The organism is Photobacterium makurazakiensis (genome assembly GCF_050336715.1).
GTDB classification, from domain to species: domain Bacteria; phylum Pseudomonadota; class Gammaproteobacteria; order Enterobacterales; family Vibrionaceae; genus Photobacterium; species Photobacterium makurazakiensis.
The window spans coordinates 1-21,594 of the sequence record NZ_JAKJSJ010000011.1 but is presented as its reverse complement, the minus strand read 5'-3'; the positions used below and the strand labels follow the sequence as shown (position 1 = coordinate 21,594).

Sequence of the window (21,594 nt, the reverse complement as noted above, 5' to 3'; positions counted from 1 at the left end):
TTTTACAATGAATGTCCGTTGAAATTTTAACATATTAAAAAGTAAGTCAAATATAAATGGAACGAATATTGCTTTCTCTTCTATGAATATGCATAAGGAGAGAAAGCAGTGATGAATGTCAAAAAAGCTATATTATTTGCGACAATTTTGGCTACCAGTAGCCTCGCTAATGCAACAGTTATAACGAACTTAGAAGATGTTACAAACGGTGGTGGTTTCTTTGGTCAGTTAACGTTTGATAATAATGGTGCGAATACGGTAACAGTAACCGCTGATATCTCATCACCTATTAATACCGGTATTACTCAAGGTGACATACTCGGACTTTGGTTTGATTTCTCTAATTTTGGTGCATTGACAGGTACGCCAACCTTTGGGGGGAGTACGACAGTCATCAGCTCTATATTCAATGAAAATTCGGTGGGTGTTTCACTTGGCAGTAATGTAAATATAAGCGGTAGTGGTGAGAATGATTGGGATCTTGCGGTTGAAGTCGGCGAAAACGGTGGAGCAGGTGGCTTTATCCAAACCCTGAGTTTTGACATTACCATTACTGGTCTTGATGAAACACAGTTTTTGGCTCAACGGGTTGGTATGCGAGTACAAAGCATCCAAGGGACAGCGTTTGGCTCAGGCTCATCAAAACTCATAGGTCCTTCTGGAGCCCCTAATAACACCCCCGTCCCAGAGCCAGCCAGTCTTTTACTTTTCCCTTTAGGTTTGATCGGAATGCGAGCGCTAAAACGTAAAGTACAGACTGCATAGCATTTATATTATTTAGAGAGCTCACTTTGAAGTGGGCTTTTTATCGTATTTTGATAGAAATGCGCCATTGTGTATAACCATGGTAATCCCTCACCATGACCGACAAAGCTACTAAGAGGCTCGAGTTAATAAATGCTGTTGGCGGTGAACAATTCGAGGCAAAAATAACAATAGAAGTGCCAAGGTCAATGCCACAACGCTTCCCGCGATAAAGGCCGATTGAGTATCAGACGTTGTGAATAAGCGGCCAGCAATCGGTGAGATAAACTGTCCTAGGAAAAAGGCGGTAACAAAGCCCCCCATTAATTGTGGGCGATTGGCGGGTTCGCTTCGAGCAGCGATGCCTTTGTTCAGAGCGGGAAGGATAATGCCAAACCCTACACCTACAACACACCCTCCAACCGCCATACCAACCCATGTACCTGCCAATGCAATAAAAAGGTGGCCAATAGCGAAAGCCAGTGCGGCGAAAGCCATCACTTGGTATTCACTGATTTTTCCTGCAATTTTGGGTAGCAACATAGAAGAAAAGGCCGCAACAATACTAAACAGTGCTAGTGATAAGCCAATTTGAGTCGGGCGAGCGTCCAGCAATTCGGTGACAACAAATGGGTACATGACAGGGATCATGTAAAACAGCACCATCATCATGAAGCCAACGATATAAAAAGGGAGTACTTCGAACCATTGTTGACGGGATACGGTGACTTTCTTTTGGCGAGCCTGTTTTTCTGTTGTTGGCACAGTAAAAACAGCAATGACTGTTAAGGCTATGGCTAATAAATATAAAGAGAATGGTAGCCGCCAGTGTAAATCAGCCAAGTACCCACCGAAGCCAACGAATACGACCCCTCCCATATTCATTGCAACAGATTGATAAGCTATCAGTTTTTCTCTTCCTTGCCCTGAGCTAAGGTTAGATACCAAGGTTGCGCTTAATGTCATAATAACGGCAATAGACATGCCTAACGCAAAACGACCTATTAGCAGTGCAGGCAAGCTGTCTAGCCAAAGTCCGGTACTTCCAGCAAGGCCATAGCCGAATAAGGAAAAAATAAATAATGGCTTAAGGCCTAATTTATGCGTGAGTTTTCCAACAAACGGTGCGGTTACAACAACGGCTAGCGCAGGTAGAGTTAGCAATAACGACACAAGTTGAACATTATCAAACTGTGAATTTAGAGCGGGTAATGAAGGTCCAACTAGCGTACCTGCCATTACTGTTAGCGCACTTGTGGCCAATAGAAGTAGAACAATCGATAGCTTTGGAAAAGTATTCGGGGTCATGGCAATTCACTCTGGCAGACATTGACAATGATCATAATCACGATCCAATATGTGAACAAGAAGCCATAATGAGACGAATCGTTCATGAAATGGAACGCTAACGATATGCCTATATTTGTCGCCGTGATTGATAGCGGTGGTTTTTCTGCGGCAGCTAAAAAACTTGAGATGCCCAAGTCGACCATTAGCCGCAGTATTAGCCGGCTAGAAGCGGATTTGGATATCCGTTTATTAGAGCGAAACTCGCGCAATTTACGTTTAACCAGTGAGGGCGAAAAATTTTACCATCACTGCCAATTGGTTATTGAACAACTTGATGCAACACGTGCAACAATATCAGGCTTCAAGCAAGTACCGAGCGGTAGGTTATCTGTTTCTTTGCCTACAGGGTTTAATTATGAGTTTATCCAAGATCAACTGAGTCAATTCTTGGCCTTGTACCCACAAATACAACTCGATTTAAAAATATCGCAAACGCATCTAGATCTCTACACTGGCGACATTGACGTTGCAGTACAAATAGGCCCATTGCCTGACTCTGAACTAATCGCCATTCACCTATTAGATTCGCCACAAATATGGGTGACGTCACCACAGTACTTTGACCAAAATGAAGATGCATTACAGCCGTCACAGTTATCGTTCGACGTTTTGCGACAACACTCAAAAATACAGCTGCTTCACCCTCGGAAATACCACTTTAAACTACGTCATGATGGCAATGAATATACGATGTTCGACCCACCGATGGCGCAATGTAACGATGCGTTAACGGTGAAGAAAGCGGTAATGACCGGTTGTGGCATTGCGGTATTACCCAAAGTACTTGTGCAAAGCGCAATCAATAAAAAAGAGTTGGTACAAATAGCTCATGCGTTTGAAATCATGCCTCAAACAGCTTTATATGCCGTTTATCCGAGTAATAAGTACTTATCAGAAAAGACTCGGCTCTTCATAACGTTTTTGAAGCAAGCTATTAAAGATAATACTCAATGGAATCATGTGCCCTAAAGCTACTGCAAGCTATTTAAAACCTGCATAACTTGTGGTTCTTCGCCATGTGTTTTCACCCACTCAATTAGGTAGTCTTTGGCTTGGTCATCTTGCTTCTTCTCTTGGAGTGCAAGTGCATAGGTATAAGCAAATACGGGGTGGGAGTAGTGTAAATTACTCGCTCTCTCTAAAGCCGTGAGCGCTAACTCGAGTTGATTTTTCCGGATATATAACAGGCCAATGGCGTAGTGGTGACTGGCATCGTTAGGCTCTTGTGTTATTGCCTTTTGCAATAAAGGCTCGGCGAGATGATCGCGTTGAGTTTGGCGGTAAAGCTCAGCAAGGTTTACCATTGCGGCTATAGAGTCATCATCTAAGAGCAAAGCGTGTAAATAGGCTTTTTCTGCTTTTTTGAATGCATTATTGTTGAGGTGAAAATTCCCCAACATAATTTGGCTTTCGGGGAAATCAGCATTGAATTGGCTGTATTGGAGAAAGTCATGGTTAAGCGAGCGAACTTGCTCGGCATGATGGACACTTAACGATACAAGCGGCAAGCCTGCGAGTTGGCGTGCCATTTCAATTCTTATTGCCTTTTTCTCTTTGGGAAGTTTTGGATCATCCAGATTTTTTGACAGTAGATTATAACGAATTTGTATTGGATAAACGGCAAGCGATCGGATTGCCGCGAGCCTAATAATGGGCGACGTATTTGTTATTTCTGAGGCAATTATATCGAGGTTATCTTGATCTGGAGTGAAACGAATTAAGGCACTGGCACGGACAATGTCAGGCTGCTGTGCAGAGCTGGCAATATCGATTAACCACTGTTTGGTTTCTGCTGTTTGGAAAGCATAATCATCAGCAGCCTGAAAAGCGATTGCAAAGTGCTGAGGGCGATCACTCGCTTCCCACTGGTTGATAAACTGCTGAGCTTGCTCTGGAGACCATTGTTGATGGCATTGATTACATGCATTGGGTGCATTCACTTGCGCTGACAATACAGGGCGTGGAATACGGAAACTGTGGTCTCGACGGGCATCTACACCCATATAGGTAGTTTCTGTCATGTGACAGTTTATGCATTGGCTACTCGCTGTATTTTCTTGGTGATGATGGTGAGAGGTTGTATTGAATATTTTGGGATTATGGCATTGAGTACATAAGGCATTGCCTTCCGTTTTGAGGGATAAGCTGTGGGGTTGATGGCAGTTACTGCACGTTACCCCCTCATGGTGCATTTTACTCTGGAGAAACGAACCCCAGACATAGACTTCCTCGCGAATTTGACCATCAGCATAATAGAGCGGTGATTCAATCAGGCTGAGTATGTAATTGTCGTTAAAGTCTAAATACGGATCGGGTGTGGTTATTTCGCTGCGGCGAGAGTGACAACTGGCACAGACTGTTTTTTGTTTATTCGCGGGCTCTCCTTCCCTCTTAAATGTACGGTACGTCGATGGGCTATTTTCCGTTTTCGTTGCTGACCAAGTGCCTTTATCTTTAATGCTGAATGCCCAACCTTTGCTGGTATCACGATTTTGTTTTCTTTCTGGTTTTGAACTCCAGCGCAGATGATTATTGCTATTGCCGTGGCAACTTTCACAACTTACATTTATTTCACGCCATTGGCTTTTGTAGCTGTTTGAATTGGGTGAGTAGTGCTTTTCAAGTTGCGTAGAATGACAAGCTGCACAACGGCTGTTCCAATTAAAATAGTTTTTTGTCCAATGCGGCTGGCTTTTATGCGTTACCTCAGCGGGCATGTTGTCGTCGCGATGGGGGGCGCTTCGATCTGCTGTGTTATGACCATGCGTCATACTGGGATGTTCAGGGTAAAGATGATACCAGCGTTGGCCGCCTTCTGAACTGGGTCGACTGTCCCACATAATGTTTAAAACTTGTTTTCGGCCATCGTCGAAGTCGATCAAGTACTGCTGTAATGGATACACCCCAAAGGTATAGCTAATTTTGAATGTTTCTCTCTTTCCTCTAGCGTTATCGGTAGTGACGAAAAACTGTTTACCTTTTTGGAAAAATCGAGATTTGATACCGTTATATTCAAACGTTGCATTGTTAAAATTGCCTAGAACCGTTTCAGGCGTGGCTTTCGCCATTGCTTTGAAATGATGGCTTTGTTGCCATTGTTGATACTGCTCGCTGTGGCAATTAACACATTGCTGGCTGGATGGGTTAGAGCTTTGAATCTGTGTCGCGCTGAGTTGAAAGCTAGGAAAAATTATGCCCCAAACAGTGATAAGAAAAATATGACAGTGTTTGAAACAATCCATTGCATCCACTCGTTATTATTATGCTTCTTATAGTGTAGATGTAACCTCTTTCATATTACGGTCATCAGTGAAGGTTATTTTAATTTGTTGCAGAAGTAAGATTCTACTAAGTTAGCTGCCCTTAAAATCAGCCCCTTAACTATGATCTACATCATAAGCTTTCACCCAATTGGTTGAGGGTTTGACGACACTAAATTTACTATAACGACGTTGGTATTTATGACTGCGATGATATGTCCGATAACGGCGCTTCCAGAAGATACTGTGAGTGATGCCCAATTGCGACAGGCAATAGAAGCAAAGTTGGTAAAACAACTTATGGATAAAGACGTTGCAGCCAGCACCGCTGAATTTTTAATGACGCATATTCTGACATGGCAAGGTGAGCGGCTACCTTTGCAACAAGCTGAGAGTATTCTGGCATTTGCATTTGGAAATCGAACGCTACCGAATGGCAATCAGCTTCCCGGGCCAATGAATGAGGCACTAGCGGATGCGGTTGTTGAAATATACCATCAAACACGTAAGCCAATTTATGCTCAATGGGAAATTGCACAAGCGATTGACAAGCGAGTTCCAGAGCATCATTTGTTTGCTATTTACCCCCGTTTAACCGCGAAAGGTACGATAGATTACTTATGTACTAAAGGGGTTGCTGAACGCGCAGTTGAGCTCGCTGGTGGCATTGATAATATGGGTAAAACGGTGGTTGTTGGATTTTATGAGCATAGTTTGCGTACCATTGATACAGCCAAAGAACTTGGGATTGATGCTTACGCGCCAGCAGGTATTGAGTTGCCGAATAACTATGATAAAAAATCAGGGCAGCAATGGACGCGGGATCACCTTACTTATGTGATGCACGAAATTAGAACGAGGGCGACGAATGAACGTGAAAGGTTGATTGGTCAGAAAAAAACACACCCTAGTCACAAGCGTTGAATAATTGTGGCGAACAGCATAAATTAACACCTACAGTCTAATGGGATAAGGTATATGTTGTGCTCAAAGGAAGTGAGCTTCCCTCAATAAAAGCGTTGAGAACATTTGTTGCAGTGGCTAACCATTTAAGTTTTTCAAAGGCTGCAAAAGAGCTTTTTGTTACTCAAGGTGCTGTTAGTAAACAAATCTCGGCGTTAGAGCAGCAGTTAGGGCTCCCTTTATTTGAAAGACACTTGAATGGCATTCGCCTGTCAAGCATCGGGCAGCAGTACCTTCCTCAAATTGTTGAAGCACTTGAAAGCGTCCAAAATGCGACAGCCAGCTTACGGCAATTAGATCAAATTGAAGAAGTATTAACAGTAAATGTCACCCCGTCTTTTGCTAGTTTATGGCTAATTGAAGCCATAGATAGTTTCACTCAAGCGTATCCGAATATTCAAGTGAGCCTCAAGACCGGTGATGGCCCTGTGAATGATGTAAGTGGTGAAAACGATATTATTATTCGCTGCTTACCCATTTCGAAACATTATGAGAATGCGACCTTAATGTACAAGGAGACACTGCTATTAGTGGGCTCTTCTGAGCTTTTAAGTAAGAAACCAATCACGAGTATGACTGACTTGAATAAGCATGTTCTTTTGCCGCAAGTTACGAGGCCTCACTTGTGGGAGCAGTTTAAAGCCACTTACCAACTAGACGGTAATATGGCGTATTATGGCGTGGGTTTCGAGCATTTTTATATGTCTTTAGAAGCGGTAAAAAACCACCGAGGGTTGTCATTATTACCCGATTTTATGGTGGAGCATTTGATTGAACAACAACAGTTAGTTAACCCTCTGCGTACCACACTGGTTAGCCACTATGGCTATTATATGATTACCCCTAAATATAAATTACATTCCAGAAAAGTGAGTGTGTTTAATCAATGGTTAAGTGAAACGCTATTACCGTGAAATACTTTGCCGTAACAAAGCAGGTAAACAAAACCCAATCAGAAGGTTGGGTTTTGAGTGTTAGGGGGTTTTTGTGTGTGGGTTACATTAAACCGATTTCTTTATAGTATTTCTTTGCGCCGTCATGCAGCGGAGCAGATAGCCCGTCTTTAACCATCTCTTCTTTTTTCAAGTTAGCGAAAGCGGGGTGGAGCTTTCTGAAGTCGTCAAAGTTCTCAAAAACAGATTTAACGATGTTGTATACCACTTCATCAGGTACGGAGGTTGATGATACAAAGGTTGCACCCACACCAAATGTTGTTACGTTTTCCGCGTTACCTTTGTACATACCGCCTGGGACTGTCGCGATACGGTAAAAGCTATTATCGGAAACCAGTTTTTCGACAGTTGGGCTAGCCACTGTTACGATTTTACTTTCACAAGATGTTGTTGCTTCTTTGATGGCACCGCTTGGGTGTCCAACAGTATAAATCATGGCATCGATTTTATTATCACACAGTGCTTTTGACTGTTCTGATGCCTTTAATTCAGAGGCAAGTTTGAAGTCTTCATTCGTCCAACCATAGCGTGTCATTAAGACTTCCATGGTGCCACGTTGGCCTGAACCGGGGTTGCCGATGTTAACGCGCTTGCCTTTTAGATCTTCGAAGGTTTTGATCCCAGCATCGCTTCTGGCAACAATGGTGAAAGGTTCTGGGTGAATAGAGAAAACAGCACGTAGATCTTTAAATGCACCGCTTTCCTCAAATTTACTCGAGCCGTTATACGCGTGGTATTGCCAATCTGATTGAGCAATACCCAAATCAAGCTCACCCGCACGTATGGTGTTAATGTTGTAGATAGAGCCCCCGGTACTTTCAACCGAGCAGCGTATGTTGTGTTCTTTTTTTCCCTTATTGACTAGGCGGCAAATGGCACCACCTGTCGGATAATAAACACCAGTTACACCACCTGTGCCTATCGTGACAAAGCGATCTGCAGCGTGAGAAAAAGAGGCGGTACCCATTAGAAGCGCAGCTGTTGTTATTGTTAATAGTTTTTTTGTGTGTCTCATGGAAATCCTTTTTAAATGAGTTTACGGCTGGTTGTGTATAGCTTGTTTATGGACTCTTGCTAGCGGTCAATATTCTTCGAAAACTGTGGGCATCAAGAGTATTGATATTGAGGTATTCAGCGGTTGTTCGTAAATGAGTGACTTGGGCTGCATTGTTCTGAGCCATAGTACCTTGATGATTAAGGTGATTATTTTCAAACCCAACTCTAATATCTGCCCCCATAAGCATAGCAGCGGTTAGGCAAAAGTGTTCATATTTACCAAAGGCACAAACTGCCCACCTTGTATTAATCTCTGGTAGATATGGTAAATAGGGCGATAGATCTTGTGGTGTGGCGACTTGTTGCTTGCTATATCGGCCTAATACAAAGAGTAGGTGGTGATTATATGTGGGCAATATGCCTTGTTTGATGAATGATATATACCGTTGCAGATCCTCGGCACTATATAAGATGTATTGTGCAATGATGTTTTCTTCTGCTACCCAGTGAAAAAATGCTGATCCATCGCTTAAATGACTGTCATTGGGTATCAATTCACTGAGGGCAAACGATGCAGCCTCAGGCTTGGTTTCTTTTACCAACGCTATTTGTTGATGGGGCAGATACTGGCCAATAGCTTCCGTTGTAAGCTGAACAATAATACTCTCACCCACTTTCTCTTTAAGTGATTGATATAGCTTAATGTTGTCTGAAATATCAAGTGAATGCTTTCCCTCATTATTGCGCGCATGCAGGTGTACCATTGCGGCCCCTGCATCACGGCATGCTATAACCTCGTTGATAATCTCTTCGTTGGTAATAGGAAGTGCGGGGTGGTCTGAATGGCTTTTTCTCGCACCATTGGGGGCAACAATGATTGCAGCTTCATTTAAGGTGGTTTGATTTTCGGTCATTGGGTTTGCAATGGTGTGATTTGTCATGGCTACATCCAGTGAATAGAGGCGTCTAGAATGGCGGTTTTAAGCTTGCTAACCAGTTCATCAAGTTGGTGTTCTTCAATGATGAATGGTGGTGCTAGTAATATATGGTGACCGCGTCTTCCATCAATTGTCCCTGCCATTGGATAGCACATTAAGCCGTTTTCCATCGCAACAGTTTTGATGGCACTATGTGCTTTAGAGTGGATGGGAAGCGGCTCTTTAGTTGTTTTGTCTGCGATTAACTCGATGCCAATAAATAGCCCTCGGCCTCGAATATCACCAATATAAGGTAATGACATCAAGGCTTGGTCTAGCTTGTATTGAAGTTGATCTCCAAGTCTTTTAACACTGTTCAGGAGTTGGTCGTCAAGAATGGTATCGACAGTGGCAAGTGCGGCAGCACAAGCTATCGGGTGACCCATAAAGGTGTGGCCATGTTGAAAGAAACCGCTGCCACTGGCGATAGCATCATAAATTTTATCATTGACGATAGCCGCCCCAATGGGCTGGTAGCCTGCCCCTAAGCCTTTGGCGACAGTTACAATATCAGGTACGATCTCATCTTGCTCAAACGCGTAAAATGTCCCTGTACGGCCAATACCGCACATCACTTCATCAAGGATCAGTAATACGTCATAACGGTCGCAAATTTCTCGTATTCGTTTGAAGTAACCGCTTGTAGCAGGGAGAGCGCCAGCTGTTGCGCCAACCACGGGCTCTGCAATAAAGGCCATGACATGATCTGCACCAATTTCTAGGATTTTCTGTTCGAGTTCATTGGCGGTGCGCTCGCTGTATTGCTGCTCAGACTCCATTTCAAGCTGATCACGATAAGCATAGCAAGGCGCGATATGATGAGTGGTTGTTAAGATGGGTTTAAATGGGTCACGGCGCCATTCGTTTCCCCCCACAGAGAGCGCACCTAATGTATTACCGTGATAACTCTGGCGGCGTGCAATGAATTGACTCTTGCTCGGCTTGCCAGTTTCAACAAAATACTGGCGTGCCATTTTCAATGCCGACTCAACCGCTTCTGAGCCACCACTAACAAAGTAGACATGATTTAACGTTGATGGTGCAAGATCCGCTAAGCGTTTGGCGAGCTGTTCAGCGCTGGTATTAGTGAAAAAGCCGGTGTGTGCGTAAGGAATAGCATCAAGTTGCTGTTTAATTGCCGTTTTTATTCGAGAGTTATTATGTCCTAAGTTAGAAACTGCTGCGCCTCCACAGCCGTCTAAGTAATATTTCCCTTTATTGTCAATTAAATACACTCCATCTCCACCTGCAACAACAGGGAGTTTTACGTGGCAGTGACGATGGAAAACGTTTGTCATGATGAGTTCCTGTATGGACTAATAATGCTATTAGATTTGGGTATACAGGTATGTTTTACAAACGAAATAAAATCGAGGGGTATGAGAAAAAGGAATAGAGTAGAAAAGGCGAAGACTTTAACTTCGCCTTTCGTCAGCAAGTAGCAGCTATTTATTTAAAATAAACTGCTCAATTACTTTGGCCACACCGTCATCATCGTTGCTAGCGGTAATGTGGTTGGCTAGGGCTTTGGTATCTTCGGTGGCGTTTTCCATTGCAACACCTAGGCCTGCGTATTCAATCATGTGGTGATCGTTACCCGCATCGCCCATACAAATCACTTCATCAGCGGTGAGATTTAAGTACTCTGCTAGCATAGCAACGCCAGTTCCTTTGTTGCTGTTCTTGTTCATAAACTCCAAGAAGAACGGGGCACTTTGAACAATGGTGTATTGTTCGTATAGCTCAGCAGGCAATTGCTCGATTGCAGCGGTAAGAATGCTTGGTTCTGCAACCATCATTACCTTGATGATTTCTTCATCGTTAGTTAACTCAGTGAAATCTACCACTGTAGTCTCCACACCGTTAATCTCTGATTCGTGCTGGGTGTAAGTGTTGTCTTCTGGGGTTATTAGACCGCGTTCAGGTGAGAAAGCATGCACGAAAGTACTAAAATCGTTAGCGAGGCTCGCAATATTTTTAGCGTCGCTACCTTTCATAATTTGCTTACGGATAGCTGTTTTGCTTTCAACTTGTTGAACCAGTGATGCGTTATAGCTCAAGACATAGTCATTGTTTGTTAGCATCTCTAGCTCAGTCAGGTATTTCTCCATTCCTTCTAGTGGGCGACCAGAAGCTAAAACGACATGAACACCTTGTTCGCGTGCGGCTTGAATTGCTTGTTTGGTACGCGTTGAAATTTCTTTCTTTGAGTTAAGCAGCGTGCCATCCATATCCAGGGCAACCAATTTATACATGTGAACATCCATTCGTGAAAAATTTTAGAGCCGCTATTTTAATCACTTTTTGTGATCAACACGACACAATTTAATGATCTTGAGGTGACATGATTGTTCTACCTGACCTAAATCAATAACAGGTGGGAGTGATCTTATTTTGCGTAGATATTTGATGGAATGGAATGCCTTAAATTTTGGGATAAAGGTATGATTTTTTGATATTTCTAACGATTATTGTGCAGATCTTAGTGATTTTATAACATCATTTAACCTATTGTTTGTATTATCTATTGATGCTTTTTCCTTTGTTTTTTGTTTGAAACTATCAAACATCTTCAATCCTTATGTGTCTTTCCTCACTGTTTAATTTGTTCTGCAAATTTAAAATTAACGTGATTTTATAAATATCCTCCTCGCTTAAGGAATGGTCATGAAGAAAAAAATCTTGTCTGCACTTGTTATGGGCGCAATATTATCGCCAGCGGTATTGGCTGGTGCGCCAAATACCGATTTAAACCTAATGCCATACCCGCATTCTGTTGAATTGAGTGAAGGCCGGGTGAACATCGACCATAACTTCAATATTTATCTTAAAGGCTTTTCCTCTGAGCGAGTAGATTTTACCGCGAAGCGCTTGTTAAAGCGGCTAGAGCGTCAGACGGGTGTGCCGATGCTCTCGCCAACGGCAGAAAGTGAAGCTGATGCGGTATTGGTTATCGACATTAAGCAACCGGCTAAGACTGAAGTTCAATCAATTGATGCTGACGAGTCTTACACGCTAACAGCAAAGGGTGGCAAGATAGTTCTGACTTCTGAGCGTCCGTATGGTGCGATTCGTGGTATTGAAACCTTACTCCAACTTGTTGCGACTGACAGCAAAGGAAACTTTGTGCCAGAAGTTAGCATTGAAGATGAACCTCGCTTCCCTTGGCGTGGTGTATCTTACGATACCTCTCGTCATTTTATTGAAGTGGATGTGATCAAGCGTCAGCTTGATGCGATGGCTTCAGCCAAACTGAATATTTTCCATTGGCATATTTGGGATGATCAGGCTATCCGTATCCAGCTAGATAGCTACCCTAAGTTGTGGCAGAAAACAGCCGATGGCGACTATTACAGCAAAGACGAAATTCGTGATGTTGTTGAATATGCTCGCAACCTAGGTATTCGCGTTATTCCTGAGATTTCTCTGCCTGGTCATGCTTCGGCAGTGGCTCATGCTTACCCAGAATTAATGTCGGGTGGCGAAGGACAAGCTTACCCGCATCAGCGTGAGTGGGGCGTATTTGTTCCATTAATGGACCCAACCAACCCAGAGCTGTATACCTTTTTAGGCAAGGTGTTTGACGAAGTGGTTGCGCTTTTCCCTGATGAGTACTTCCATATCGGTGGTGATGAGCCAAATTATGCGCAGTGGACTGATAGTGAAGAAATCCAACAATTTATTGCGGATAAAAAGTTAGACGGTAACCGTGGCTTACAGTCTTATCTGAACACCCAAGTTGAAAAAATGTTGGACGAACGCGGCAAGAAAGTCATGGGCTGGGATGAGATTTGGCATAAAGATCTACCAAAGTCGGTGGTTATTCAGAGCTGGCGTGGCCATGACAGTATCGGTCGAGCAGCCAAAGAAGGCTACCAAGGTATTCTATCGACAGGCTACTACTTAGATCAGCCTCAGCCAACCAGTTATCATTACCGTAATGATCCGATGCCAACCGGGATCACGGTTGATGACAAGCTACACGCAGGCGAGAAGTTCGCGACTTATGAATGGTCGAAACCACGTACCAAGGGTGGCCCGCGTTCTGGCTTGATCACCATCATTGAAGGTACTGATGGCGAGTTCCGCGCATTTACTGATTACAACGGTAAATCACGTGAAGAGGTATATATCCTCGAATACGTACCAGGGAAAGTGTTCCGTGGCCACTTTGATAACTTTATGTCTTACACCGAGTTCAACTTGGCATTTGAAGGTGGTGAATTAGCGCAAGAAAGCTATCAGCTGATTGGTAACGTACGTTGGCCGACGACAGGTAAATTGATTGCGGGTACAGAGCTTGAAGGTTCAGAAATTCCTGCACCTGATGGCGGTTACCCTGCTGAGCTAACCAAAGATGAGCAGTCATTGATCTTGGGTGGTGAAATCACGGTTTGGGCTGAAAACCTCGATTCAATGACGGTTGAAAATAGAATCTGGCCACGTAGCTATGCCATTGCTGAGCGTTTCTGGTCGAGTGAATCACTGACCGATGAAGACAGCATGTATAAGCGTATGAAAGCGGTTGATACTTGGTCTGAGATTTCTATGGGACTTCAGCATCACTTCAATGCTGACATTATGTATAAGCGCATTGCCAATGGTAAAGATGCCCAGCCACTCGTCACGCTATCTCTCTATACCGAGCCTGCACAATATTATGCACGTAACTGGGAAAAATGGATTCAGACACCTAATCACGGTGATCTTTATAACCAGCATGAGCGCCTAAATCGCTTTGTTGATGCTTTGCCAGTTGAAAGCTATGCCGTGTACGACATGGAGGCTAACGTAAAGCAGGTTGCGAATGGTGATAAGCAAGCATTGGCGAAATTGAAAGCGCATTATGAAACTGTTCTGGCAGCAGCCAAAGCATCGGCGCCGATTTTTGCAGATAACATTGCTTCAGTAGATACTGTCATTGTTGCTGATAAGACAGTGGAGGTGGCTAAAGTTGGACTGCAGCTTATTGGTTTGCATGAAGTTAATCGTCAGCCGACGGAGAAGGAGTATAACGCGTTTAGCCAACAGCTAAGTGATGCCGCGAAGATTTACGATGAAGCGATTGTTGCTATCGTTAAACCGACAGAGATGCTACTTAATCTTGGCCGGTAAATAGCCGTTAACACGTCCGAGAGGGCGACAGTTAAAATAGCCGAAGCGCACCTTAACAGGTGCGCTTTTTGTTTGGTTAGCAGTAGTTAGCATTAAAGCGAGATCTATGATTAAGAGGTCGCCGCTAAACTTGCTAAATAACGGCTAGCTTCTTGTTCATCGGCAAACCATGGGAATAGGTCTTGTGGGTCATCAAACGCATTGGCGATACGATCAGCGAGTACTTGATGATGGCTTGCTGCGCCCAGTAGGTTGAGAACAAACTCGGGAGGTGGGGTTAGCATCATGTTAGTCCAGCGGGTGGCCCATTGAGCATGTTGCCAGCTCTGCTCGAAAGTATCAGTCATCCACTGCGTATCAAACGGTTTATCTCCACGTTCAAGGATCCGTGATAGGTATACTTGAGCGGCTTTAGCTGCATTATTAGAGCCTTGCCCTGTGATGGGATCATTAAGGCAAACAGCATCTGCCAATCCCAATACAGTACTTCCAGAGGGGAGTGTTGCTGTTGGGTGGCGAACCGTTGGTGTCAGCTGACCATGGATAACTGCTTTTGCATCTGTAAGGGTCGCAGTATTTACACGTTCGGCCTCCCAGGGCAGGTAGTGCTGTAAAAGCTGCTTGGCGGTAGTCAATCGCTGCTCCGGTGAATCGTCTGGCTTGAAGCAGTCCATCGGGCTGCCGGGGATAGCCTCAAAAAGCATGGCTTCACATGGCCCTGAACGGGAGAGTACTGGCATGACAAAATATTCCCCTACGCCGGGAATGACATTAAAGCTCACTTTACTGAGTTGGCTGTCTTGGTCGGGGTGGGAAACATACAATAATGAGAGGGAACGCTGTGGTTGGGTGAAATTCGTACGACTGTCATCAGTCTTAAAGAGTTGTCCGATTTCACCTTTACCTGATGCAACAATGACTAAATCGCTCTCTGCTGCATAGTCGTCGAGTTCATGTTCGGTGATCTGCTTGAACTCAAGTAACCCGCCTTGCTGTGTGAACTGTGTCATCCAAGCTGGGAATTTGATCCGTTGATCGACAGATTGGGCTATATGTTCTAACTCTCCTTGCCATTCGATAGCCTTACTGCCTGGTGCGTCAGGTGCCGTGATACAAAGATTGATCGAACGAATTTCCGGACAAGTGTCCTGCCAGTTATCGAGTTTTAACTGGCGTTCGGCATTGAGGGCTGAATGAAACATGCATTGGGTCGACATAACATAGCCGTGCTCAATCTCTTCTGGCTGTTTATCAGTAACCAATTTGACGTGGTAGCCATGTTGTAGCAGCCCTATTCCGAGCTGAAGGCCAGCCTGACCGGCTCCGATAATCGTAATTTTTCTCATTGCTTTCCCTTGAACCATTATTATTTTTTAGCTGATGCTGTATCAGCATTGAAGGCTTACGTCAGTATGTAGTACGAGTGATTTATATGCAATTAGGTTCTTTTGGTGTATACAAGGGCTGTGATGTATCACTCAAGCTGATAGATATTAAATCTGCATTATTAGTTAAAATATATTTGATAATTGACATTGTATGCGAATTTAGCGATATTTTATGCTTAATCTTTAGCAGTAGATGAACAATTATAATGAGCACTACAACATCGGACGTTGTCCAAAATAAAACCTGGAAAATGCCAGACACACTGGTATTAATTTTCTTTATTGCCTTACTGGCAACCGCGATGACTTACGTTATCCCGGCTGGCATGTTTGAAACCCAAGATATTACTTATGTGGCCGACGGGGCTGAAAAGACCCGCACCGTACTCGATCCTGCGTCATTTACTCACGCGACAGATGAACAGGGGAACCTTGTTTATAACACTGTTGGTTTATTTGCCAGCGGTGGCGGCATTGGCTTAATGAACTTTGTGTTTGAGGGCCTTGTTTCTGGCTCGAAGTGGGGCTCTGCGGTCGGGGTTATCATGTTCATGCTGGTGATTGGTGGTGCATTTGGCATTGTCATGCGAACCGGTACGATCGATAACGGTATCTTGCGTCTGATAGACCGTACCAAAGGCAGTGAGTCTTTGTTTATTCCGGTACTTTTCTCGCTCTTCTCGCTGGGTGGGGCGGTATTTGGAATGGGAGAAGAAGCAGTAGCCTTTGCCATTATTATTGCGCCATTGATGGTGCGGATTGGTTATGACGGTATCACGACTGTCATGGTTACCTATGTAGCCACCCAAATTGGCTTTGCGTCATCTTGGATGAACCCATTCTCGGTTGCTGTTGCTCAAGGAATCGCTGGTGTACCAGTACTTTCGGGTGCATCTGTACGTATCGCGCTATGGATTTTCTTCACTATTCTCGGCATTGCATTCACGATGTGGTATGCCAATACCGTAAAAAAAGACCCTTCTAAATCTTATAGCCAAAAGGGTGATGCGCATTTCAAAGGGCAAACAGATAATCTAACAGACTCTCGTTGGATCTTGGGCGATACCTTAGTGTTGCTGACTGTTGTTGCTTCAATGGTTTGGGTGATTTGGGGCGTTGTTGTCCATGCATGGTATATTCCTGAAATTGCTTCTCAGTTTTTCACCATGGGCTTTGTTGCTGGTTTGATTGGTGTTATTTTCCGTTTGAATGGCATGACGGTTAATGACATGGCGAACTCTTTTAAAGAGGGCGCAAGTATTATGCTGGCTCCCGCTTTGCTGGTGGGTAGTGCAAAAGGTATTTTGTTGATCCTCGGCGGCGGTGGTGACGCAACAGAAGCCAGTGTACTGAACTCAATTTTAAGCAGTGCGGGGGATGTTATTGGATCATTGCCAGAAGCGATTGCTGCATGGTTAATGTTTACCTTCCAAGCTATCTTTAATTTCTTTGTGACATCCGGTTCGGGTCAGGCTGCACTAACCATGCCGTTGATGGCACCATTAGCAGATTTAGCGGGTGTAACACGCCAAGTTGCTGTTCTTGCCTTCCAGCTTGGTGATGGCTTTACCAACATTATTGTTCCAACCTCGGCGTCGTTAATGGCAACCCTTGGTGTATGTCGTATCGACTGGGGTGATTGGGCGAGGTTCTGTTGGCGCTTTATTGTGGTGTTATTCGTATTGTCGAGCGTGGTTGTTGTTGCAGCGCACTTGATGGGCTTTGCATAAACAGGCTAAGCCAGTTGATAAGTTAATTAGTATAAATGGGCAGTTCTGACTGCCCTTTTTTTATTGATATTTGAGTTAACATGGTGGTTGAATAAGCAATCCGCCAATTAAATTTGCTAGCAGTGATGCTTTAGTACAACAGTATCAAGGGAGGTTAATGTGAAAACGACAGTCTATACCGATGATATCTTGCAGGGACACCAAGTTATTTCTCAACTAAATGTGGATGAATTGCCGACAGGCTGCCATCGCTTTTGGTTCCGCCCACAGGCGAATGGCATTGGTCAAAGTTGGCATCTGCCGGTAGTGGTTTACCGGGGCGAGCAAGGAGATGGTGCGCGTAAAGTTATGATCACTGCTGGCGTACATGGTGATGAATTGAACGGCGTGATCACGGCTCAAAAAATAATTCAAGTTCTTGCTGAGAAGACCGTTAACGGAACAGTCGTGATTGTACCTACCGTCAATGTTTCTGGTATGTTGATGCACACTCGTGATTTTATTCTTTCTGATCCCGACGCCTCCCCCACGAACCTTAATCGTATCTTTCCGGGTAAGCCTGACGGTGATGCTGCCCAACGTTATATTGCCGCGATTTGGCATGATCTGTTAGGCCATAATGCCGATCTTGCTATTGATCTTCATACCCAAACACGGGGTGCGGAATATCCCTTGTACGTATTTGCTGATTATCGTATTCCTCAAGCTGTGAAAATGGCGCGTTTAATGAACCCTGACTGTATTTTTGATGATCCAGGTGATGACGGGGTACTTGAAACCGTTTGGAACCGCAGTGGTGTGCCGTCAATTACAGTGGAAGTTGGTGCGGGTAAGGTACTTCAGCCTGACATGATTGAACGCTCTTTAAATGGCGTTATGAATATTTTAAGTGCTGAAGGCTTGATTGATGCCGATATTCAATTACCAGAGTTTGAATGCTTTGAGGGGAAGGAAGTCTTTACTATTCGTGCAACTCTTGGGGGGTTTGCGTTACCACAGGTGTCGATTGGGAAGGTTGTTGAAATTGGCCAGCTGGTTGCGATTCAATATGATAGTTTTGGTGATGAAATTCAGCGCTATCATGCGCCTACGAATGGTTATGTATTGAGTGTGAACCAAGATCCAATGCGTGAGCCGGGCACCTTATTAGTACGGTTGCTCAAATAAATTAGACCCCGCTATAACACTGTCGCTAATAAACACAAAAGGCTCTGCTATGCAGAGCCTTTTGGTCCGAAGGAAACGTCTCCGTCACACTGAGACTAGTTAACAATGACAGAGGTTGGTTGTCGTAAGAGTTGCTCTGGAATGACAGACAGCCAACCATTACAACGAGCATAATCAATTAATGAAGCTCGATTTATCACACCGTATGGTGTAAAGCGAATGATAAGGTTAGCAATTTGCTTTTCAACGGCTTTAGGCGTGCGATGGATCAACTGAGCAATTTGCTTAGTTTGGCGCCCCCGCAAGAGCCAAAACAGTACAATTTCTTGAGACGGTGTAAGCTGCATCTCTTTTCGCTGCATGGTTGAAAATGAGTCTGCCCCTTTGTTGAAAGTCATGATCTCTGTAAAAGAGGTGAGGCTAACTAATTCTCTTAGGTTGGCGGCATTAAACATGATCCCCCAAGGAGAGCCATTGATAACAATAGGTCGTTTTTGAAAGGTAAACGCATCATAACCATGAGAATACCTATGAATATCAATGGTAGTTACTGTCTTGTTATCTTTAATTGCATGCCTATCTTGCTGGGCAAAGACAGATGCAAATTGGGCGGTGTCACATGGTAGATCACAATCATATAGCCCCTCGATATCCTGTGGTGCATTCACCAATTGTCTGTAAGCCTTATTGGCAAAAAGGAATTGTCCATTTTTAGCCTTTAGCCCAGCAGGGTTCGGGTTAGTGTCTAGCATGTGAATAAGCACGGATAAGTATGTAGATTCGTCTAAATTCACCGCGCTATTCTATCAAGTTGTTAGTAAAAAAAAAGTAGTAGAATTCCCCACTTTTTTTGTCTGCAGCAGCTTTGGCCCAATAGCTATGGGCCAGAATTCATAACGATTGGTATCAAGACCTCTAGCCGATAGGCTCCCATCAAATCATTCCGTTTAGGTACTTTATCGTGATGGCTAAATCTTCAATGCTGGTGTGTGCTTTAAGATTTACTAAGTACTTCCCTTTAACAACAAATGAGGGAATAGAGTAGACATTTGCCTCTTGTGTAAATCTTTCGGCTTGGAGTAGCTGGATATCGACATCTATTTTTTGTACCTCTGTTAGGTCTTTATAAGTATTTAACTTGGCGTTTTTTAAAATGGTGCCTTTGCTCTCGTCATCGACTGGAGAAGCCTCGCTGAGTATTTCTGAATGGTAGAGAGCGAACGCGGCCTCCATGAACTTTTCAGACGGTTGGTTACCCGTCTGACTGACTGCTGTGTAGTAGAATTTTGCATCATTTTTCGTGTTTTCATTAAATACAGCATGGATCTTATAGATTTTGATTCCTGCTAACGTTTCTATATCACCTGTAAGCCTATTTATTTTCGCGCAGGCAGGGCAGGAAAGCGCAAAAACTTTCGCGATATCGGGAGCGTTTGGCACTTGATGTTTCAGGTTGAAGTACTTAACACCTTCTTCAGGTGTGGGGCGCCCAGCCTGACTGAGGTTGGGTAAGAAAATAGCGATAGTGAGTAAAGCGGTTAATATGGTGATCATTTTTTTCATTCAACTTCCGAAGTGCTTTGGTTATGGTTAAGCCAGTCAAAGGAGCAAGAGTAGGGTTAACATCCGTTAAAAGAGGGACCAATGAATAGGGAAGTTGCTAGAGCAGATAATACGCCGAGTAGAACGATGGCAATGACGACTTCGATAAGAGTGAATCCGTTTCGGTTTTTCACGTCTCGTACCTATAGATATTCTGGTTGTTAACGGAGTTAGGCGCCAATATGTCTAATTCGCCTTTAGTAAAAAGCCCAACCATAGGCTGGGCTTTGACAGAGTTGGAGTTTAGAAAGCGTATGCAACACCTAGCTTGAACACGTTATCTTGGGTTATTTTTGCGTTATCTAGCTTAACGTCTGACTTAACTGTGTACTGGATGTATGGTTTCACATCGCCAGCTGTAAGCAGTACGGCTTTCATTTCGAACTCGTCTTGCCTCGCTTTCGTCTTACCAATTTTATTGGATCCTTTTTCTACGACTTTCCCTTTGCTGTTTTTCTCAGAGAAAGAGCCCTTAAAGCTATCTTCTGCTTCTTTGTGAATCCAGTTAACCGAAAGGTCAACAACATCCATGGTATAGCCAAAGGTCAAGTCTGTTCTGTGAACAGAGTTTGCCCCATCAATATCAATATTCATGGTGTTTTTGGCTGAATCAAGCCCATTTAAGCTTAAGTTGTCATCGCGCATGTCGTAACGATAACGTCCTGCTACATATACACCGTTATCAAAGTCGTAGCCTGCTTTTAAGCCAACTTTCAGCGTATTGCCTTTTTCACCTGAAACAGAATACTTGTCGAGGGAAATTTCCTCGCTAGGTGATGGACGAAAATCATCACTAATTTTGAAGCTGGTGTTACTTGGAATGGTATAAGCGATTTGTGGCTGTACCCATGCATTATCCGTGATAGCAACTTTCCATGCAGCCCCGAGGGTTGTTTCTTTGTAGCCTGCACCTTTTTTAGTGCCAAGAATGTCAGTAACGCCATTGTTGCTGTATACGCCTTCGATACCGAAAGAAATACCGTTATCTAGCGCGTGACCAAGCTTCAGTGACGTTTCGTTGTCAGTTGCTTGAGAGATTTCCGCAATAGTTCCCGCGAAAGTTGCTGATGAGAAAACGGTTGCAGTAATAGCAAAAAGCAGTGTCTTTTTCATTGTTAGTACGACCTAATAAAAACATAATGGTTTGATTTCGAACCTTTGGTTCGGTGTCGAACTATAGTGATTTGATTACAGGGTTTCAATAACTATTTTTACAGATGATACTTAATATTTAACGTTGGGTGAGGTTAATTTGATCTTAATGCAGCTAGTCATTCTAATAAAACACCAGTCCAAACAGTCATTTATAAAACATTGTATTTTTTATTCTTATGAAATTTATCTGGGAT

Annotated in this window: 17 protein-coding genes and 1 pseudogene; 7 read left to right on the top strand and 11 right to left on the bottom strand. The window is 43.7% G+C overall.

Annotation, left to right across the window (positions count from 1 at the left end; all coding sequences use genetic code 11):
- The first annotated feature begins 111 nt into the window (after nucleotides 1-111).
- Entirely contained in the window at nucleotides 112-765 is a 654-nt protein-coding gene (locus L4D09_RS03760) for a PEP-CTERM sorting domain-containing protein (protein ID WP_428456328.1), read from the top strand.
- 111 nt (nucleotides 766-876) lie between these two features.
- On the opposite strand, the gene L4D09_RS03755 is transcribed toward L4D09_RS03760, so the two are convergent.
- Complete coding sequence (locus L4D09_RS03755) at nucleotides 877-2,052, bottom strand: MFS transporter (protein WP_428456160.1); 1,176 nt, start codon at nucleotides 2,050-2,052, stop codon at nucleotides 877-879.
- An 84-nt stretch (nucleotides 2,053-2,136) separates the two neighbouring features.
- Here L4D09_RS03755 and L4D09_RS03750 point away from each other — a divergent pair, with 84 nt between their 5' ends.
- Nucleotides 2,137-3,063 carry a LysR family transcriptional regulator gene (locus tag L4D09_RS03750; protein WP_428456159.1) on the top strand — a complete coding sequence of 309 codons (927 nt, stop codon included), beginning with the start codon at nucleotides 2,137-2,139 and terminating at the stop codon, nucleotides 3,061-3,063.
- A 2-nt stretch (nucleotides 3,064-3,065) separates the two neighbouring features.
- Here the strand turns inward: L4D09_RS03750 and L4D09_RS03745 are convergent, their stop codons facing one another.
- The gene (locus tag L4D09_RS03745) at nucleotides 3,066-5,336 is read right to left on the bottom strand and encodes a cytochrome c3 family protein (protein ID WP_428456158.1); all 2,271 of its coding nucleotides are present in this window, start codon (nucleotides 5,334-5,336) and stop codon (nucleotides 3,066-3,068) included.
- A gap of 219 nt (nucleotides 5,337-5,555) precedes the next feature.
- Here L4D09_RS03745 and L4D09_RS03740 point away from each other — a divergent pair, with 219 nt between their 5' ends.
- Both L4D09_RS03740 and L4D09_RS03735 read left to right on the top strand, forming a co-directional pair.
- Nucleotides 5,556-6,278, top strand: a complete 723-nt coding sequence (locus tag L4D09_RS03740) for a hypothetical protein (protein WP_428456157.1) — start codon at nucleotides 5,556-5,558, stop codon at nucleotides 6,276-6,278.
- A 59-nt stretch (nucleotides 6,279-6,337) separates the two neighbouring features.
- Nucleotides 6,338-7,231: a LysR substrate-binding domain-containing protein gene (locus tag L4D09_RS03735; RefSeq protein ID WP_428456156.1), complete on the top strand. Its 894-nt coding sequence runs from the start codon at nucleotides 6,338-6,340 to the stop codon at nucleotides 7,229-7,231.
- Between the two features lie 82 nt (nucleotides 7,232-7,313).
- On the opposite strand, the gene L4D09_RS03730 is transcribed toward L4D09_RS03735, so the two are convergent.
- The 4 genes from L4D09_RS03730 to yidA form a co-directional block, all read right to left on the bottom strand.
- Entirely contained in the window at nucleotides 7,314-8,285 is a 972-nt protein-coding gene (locus L4D09_RS03730; protein ID WP_428456155.1) for a TAXI family TRAP transporter solute-binding subunit, read from the bottom strand.
- A 46-nt stretch (nucleotides 8,286-8,331) separates the two neighbouring features.
- Nucleotides 8,332-9,207 (bottom strand): beta-keto acid cleavage family enzyme, encoded by an 876-nt coding sequence (locus L4D09_RS03725; RefSeq protein WP_428456154.1) that lies wholly within the window; start codon nucleotides 9,205-9,207, stop codon nucleotides 8,332-8,334.
- A 2-nt stretch (nucleotides 9,208-9,209) separates the two neighbouring features.
- Nucleotides 9,210-10,541 (bottom strand): aspartate aminotransferase family protein, encoded by a 1,332-nt coding sequence (locus L4D09_RS03720; protein ID WP_428456153.1) that lies wholly within the window; start codon nucleotides 10,539-10,541, stop codon nucleotides 9,210-9,212.
- A gap of 147 nt (nucleotides 10,542-10,688) precedes the next feature.
- On the bottom strand, nucleotides 10,689-11,498 hold the full coding sequence (yidA, locus tag L4D09_RS03715) for a sugar-phosphatase (protein WP_428456152.1): 810 nt from the start codon (nucleotides 11,496-11,498) through the stop codon (nucleotides 10,689-10,691).
- Between the two features lie 412 nt (nucleotides 11,499-11,910).
- Here yidA and L4D09_RS03710 point away from each other — a divergent pair, with 412 nt between their 5' ends.
- Complete coding sequence (locus L4D09_RS03710) at nucleotides 11,911-14,358, top strand: family 20 glycosylhydrolase (RefSeq protein WP_428456151.1); 2,448 nt, start codon at nucleotides 11,911-11,913, stop codon at nucleotides 14,356-14,358.
- A gap of 110 nt (nucleotides 14,359-14,468) precedes the next feature.
- Here the strand turns inward: L4D09_RS03710 and L4D09_RS03705 are convergent, their stop codons facing one another.
- Complete coding sequence (locus tag L4D09_RS03705; protein WP_428456150.1) at nucleotides 14,469-15,704, bottom strand: styrene monooxygenase/indole monooxygenase family protein; 1,236 nt, start codon at nucleotides 15,702-15,704, stop codon at nucleotides 14,469-14,471.
- A 293-nt stretch (nucleotides 15,705-15,997) separates the two neighbouring features.
- Between L4D09_RS03705 and yfcC the strand changes: the two genes are divergently transcribed.
- Nucleotides 15,998-17,476, top strand: coding sequence for a putative basic amino acid antiporter YfcC (yfcC, locus tag L4D09_RS03700; RefSeq protein WP_428456327.1), 1,479 nt, complete (start codon nucleotides 15,998-16,000; stop codon nucleotides 17,474-17,476).
- A gap of 159 nt (nucleotides 17,477-17,635) precedes the next feature.
- The gene (locus tag L4D09_RS03695; protein WP_428456149.1) at nucleotides 17,636-18,643 is read left to right on the top strand and encodes a succinylglutamate desuccinylase/aspartoacylase family protein; all 1,008 of its coding nucleotides are present in this window, start codon (nucleotides 17,636-17,638) and stop codon (nucleotides 18,641-18,643) included.
- Nucleotides 18,644-18,738: 95 nt separating this feature from the next.
- Here the strand turns inward: L4D09_RS03695 and L4D09_RS03690 are convergent, their stop codons facing one another.
- The 4 genes and pseudogenes from L4D09_RS03690 to L4D09_RS03675 form a co-directional block, all read right to left on the bottom strand.
- A complete protein-coding gene (locus tag L4D09_RS03690; protein ID WP_428456148.1) occupies nucleotides 18,739-19,437 on the bottom strand; it encodes a LuxR family transcriptional regulator in 699 nt (232 codons plus the stop codon).
- A gap of 139 nt (nucleotides 19,438-19,576) precedes the next feature.
- A complete protein-coding gene (locus tag L4D09_RS03685; protein ID WP_428456147.1) occupies nucleotides 19,577-20,206 on the bottom strand; it encodes a thioredoxin domain-containing protein in 630 nt (209 codons plus the stop codon).
- A 71-nt stretch (nucleotides 20,207-20,277) separates the two neighbouring features.
- Nucleotides 20,278-20,379 (bottom strand): annotated as a pseudogene (locus L4D09_RS03680) (type II secretion system protein); the annotation flags it as partial.
- Nucleotides 20,380-20,488: 109 nt separating this feature from the next.
- Nucleotides 20,489-21,358, bottom strand: coding sequence for an oligogalacturonate-specific porin KdgM family protein (locus L4D09_RS03675; protein ID WP_428456146.1), 870 nt, complete (start codon nucleotides 21,356-21,358; stop codon nucleotides 20,489-20,491).
- Nucleotides 21,359-21,594: the final 236 nt, after the last annotated feature.

Bases quoted from the DNA above. Each gene is read 5' to 3' on its own strand.
- L4D09_RS03675 (WP_428456146.1), bottom strand. From the start codon at position 21,358: ATGAAAAAGACACTGCTTTTTGCTATTACTGCAACCGTTTTCTCATCA.
- L4D09_RS03750 (WP_428456159.1), top strand. From the start codon at position 2,137: ATGAAATGGAACGCTAACGATATGCCTATATTTGTCGCCGTGATTGAT.
- yidA (WP_428456152.1), bottom strand. From the start codon at position 11,498: ATGTATAAATTGGTTGCCCTGGATATGGATGGCACGCTGCTTAACTCA.
- L4D09_RS03740 (WP_428456157.1), top strand. From the start codon at position 5,556: ATGACTGCGATGATATGTCCGATAACGGCGCTTCCAGAAGATACTGTG.
- L4D09_RS03760 (WP_428456328.1), top strand. From the start codon at position 112: ATGAATGTCAAAAAAGCTATATTATTTGCGACAATTTTGGCTACCAGT.
- L4D09_RS03730 (WP_428456155.1), bottom strand. From the start codon at position 8,285: ATGAGACACACAAAAAAACTATTAACAATAACAACAGCTGCGCTTCTA.
- L4D09_RS03720 (WP_428456153.1), bottom strand. From the start codon at position 10,541: ATGACAAACGTTTTCCATCGTCACTGCCACGTAAAACTCCCTGTTGTT.
- L4D09_RS03705 (WP_428456150.1), bottom strand. From the start codon at position 15,704: ATGAGAAAAATTACGATTATCGGAGCCGGTCAGGCTGGCCTTCAGCTC.
- L4D09_RS03710 (WP_428456151.1), top strand. From the start codon at position 11,911: ATGAAGAAAAAAATCTTGTCTGCACTTGTTATGGGCGCAATATTATCG.
- L4D09_RS03685 (WP_428456147.1), bottom strand. From the start codon at position 20,206: ATGAAAAAAATGATCACCATATTAACCGCTTTACTCACTATCGCTATT.
- L4D09_RS03745 (WP_428456158.1), bottom strand. From the start codon at position 5,336: ATGGATTGTTTCAAACACTGTCATATTTTTCTTATCACTGTTTGGGGC.
- L4D09_RS03755 (WP_428456160.1), bottom strand. From the start codon at position 2,052: ATGACCCCGAATACTTTTCCAAAGCTATCGATTGTTCTACTTCTATTG.
- yfcC (WP_428456327.1), top strand. From the start codon at position 15,998: ATGCCAGACACACTGGTATTAATTTTCTTTATTGCCTTACTGGCAACC.
- L4D09_RS03725 (WP_428456154.1), bottom strand. From the start codon at position 9,207: ATGACAAATCACACCATTGCAAACCCAATGACCGAAAATCAAACCACC.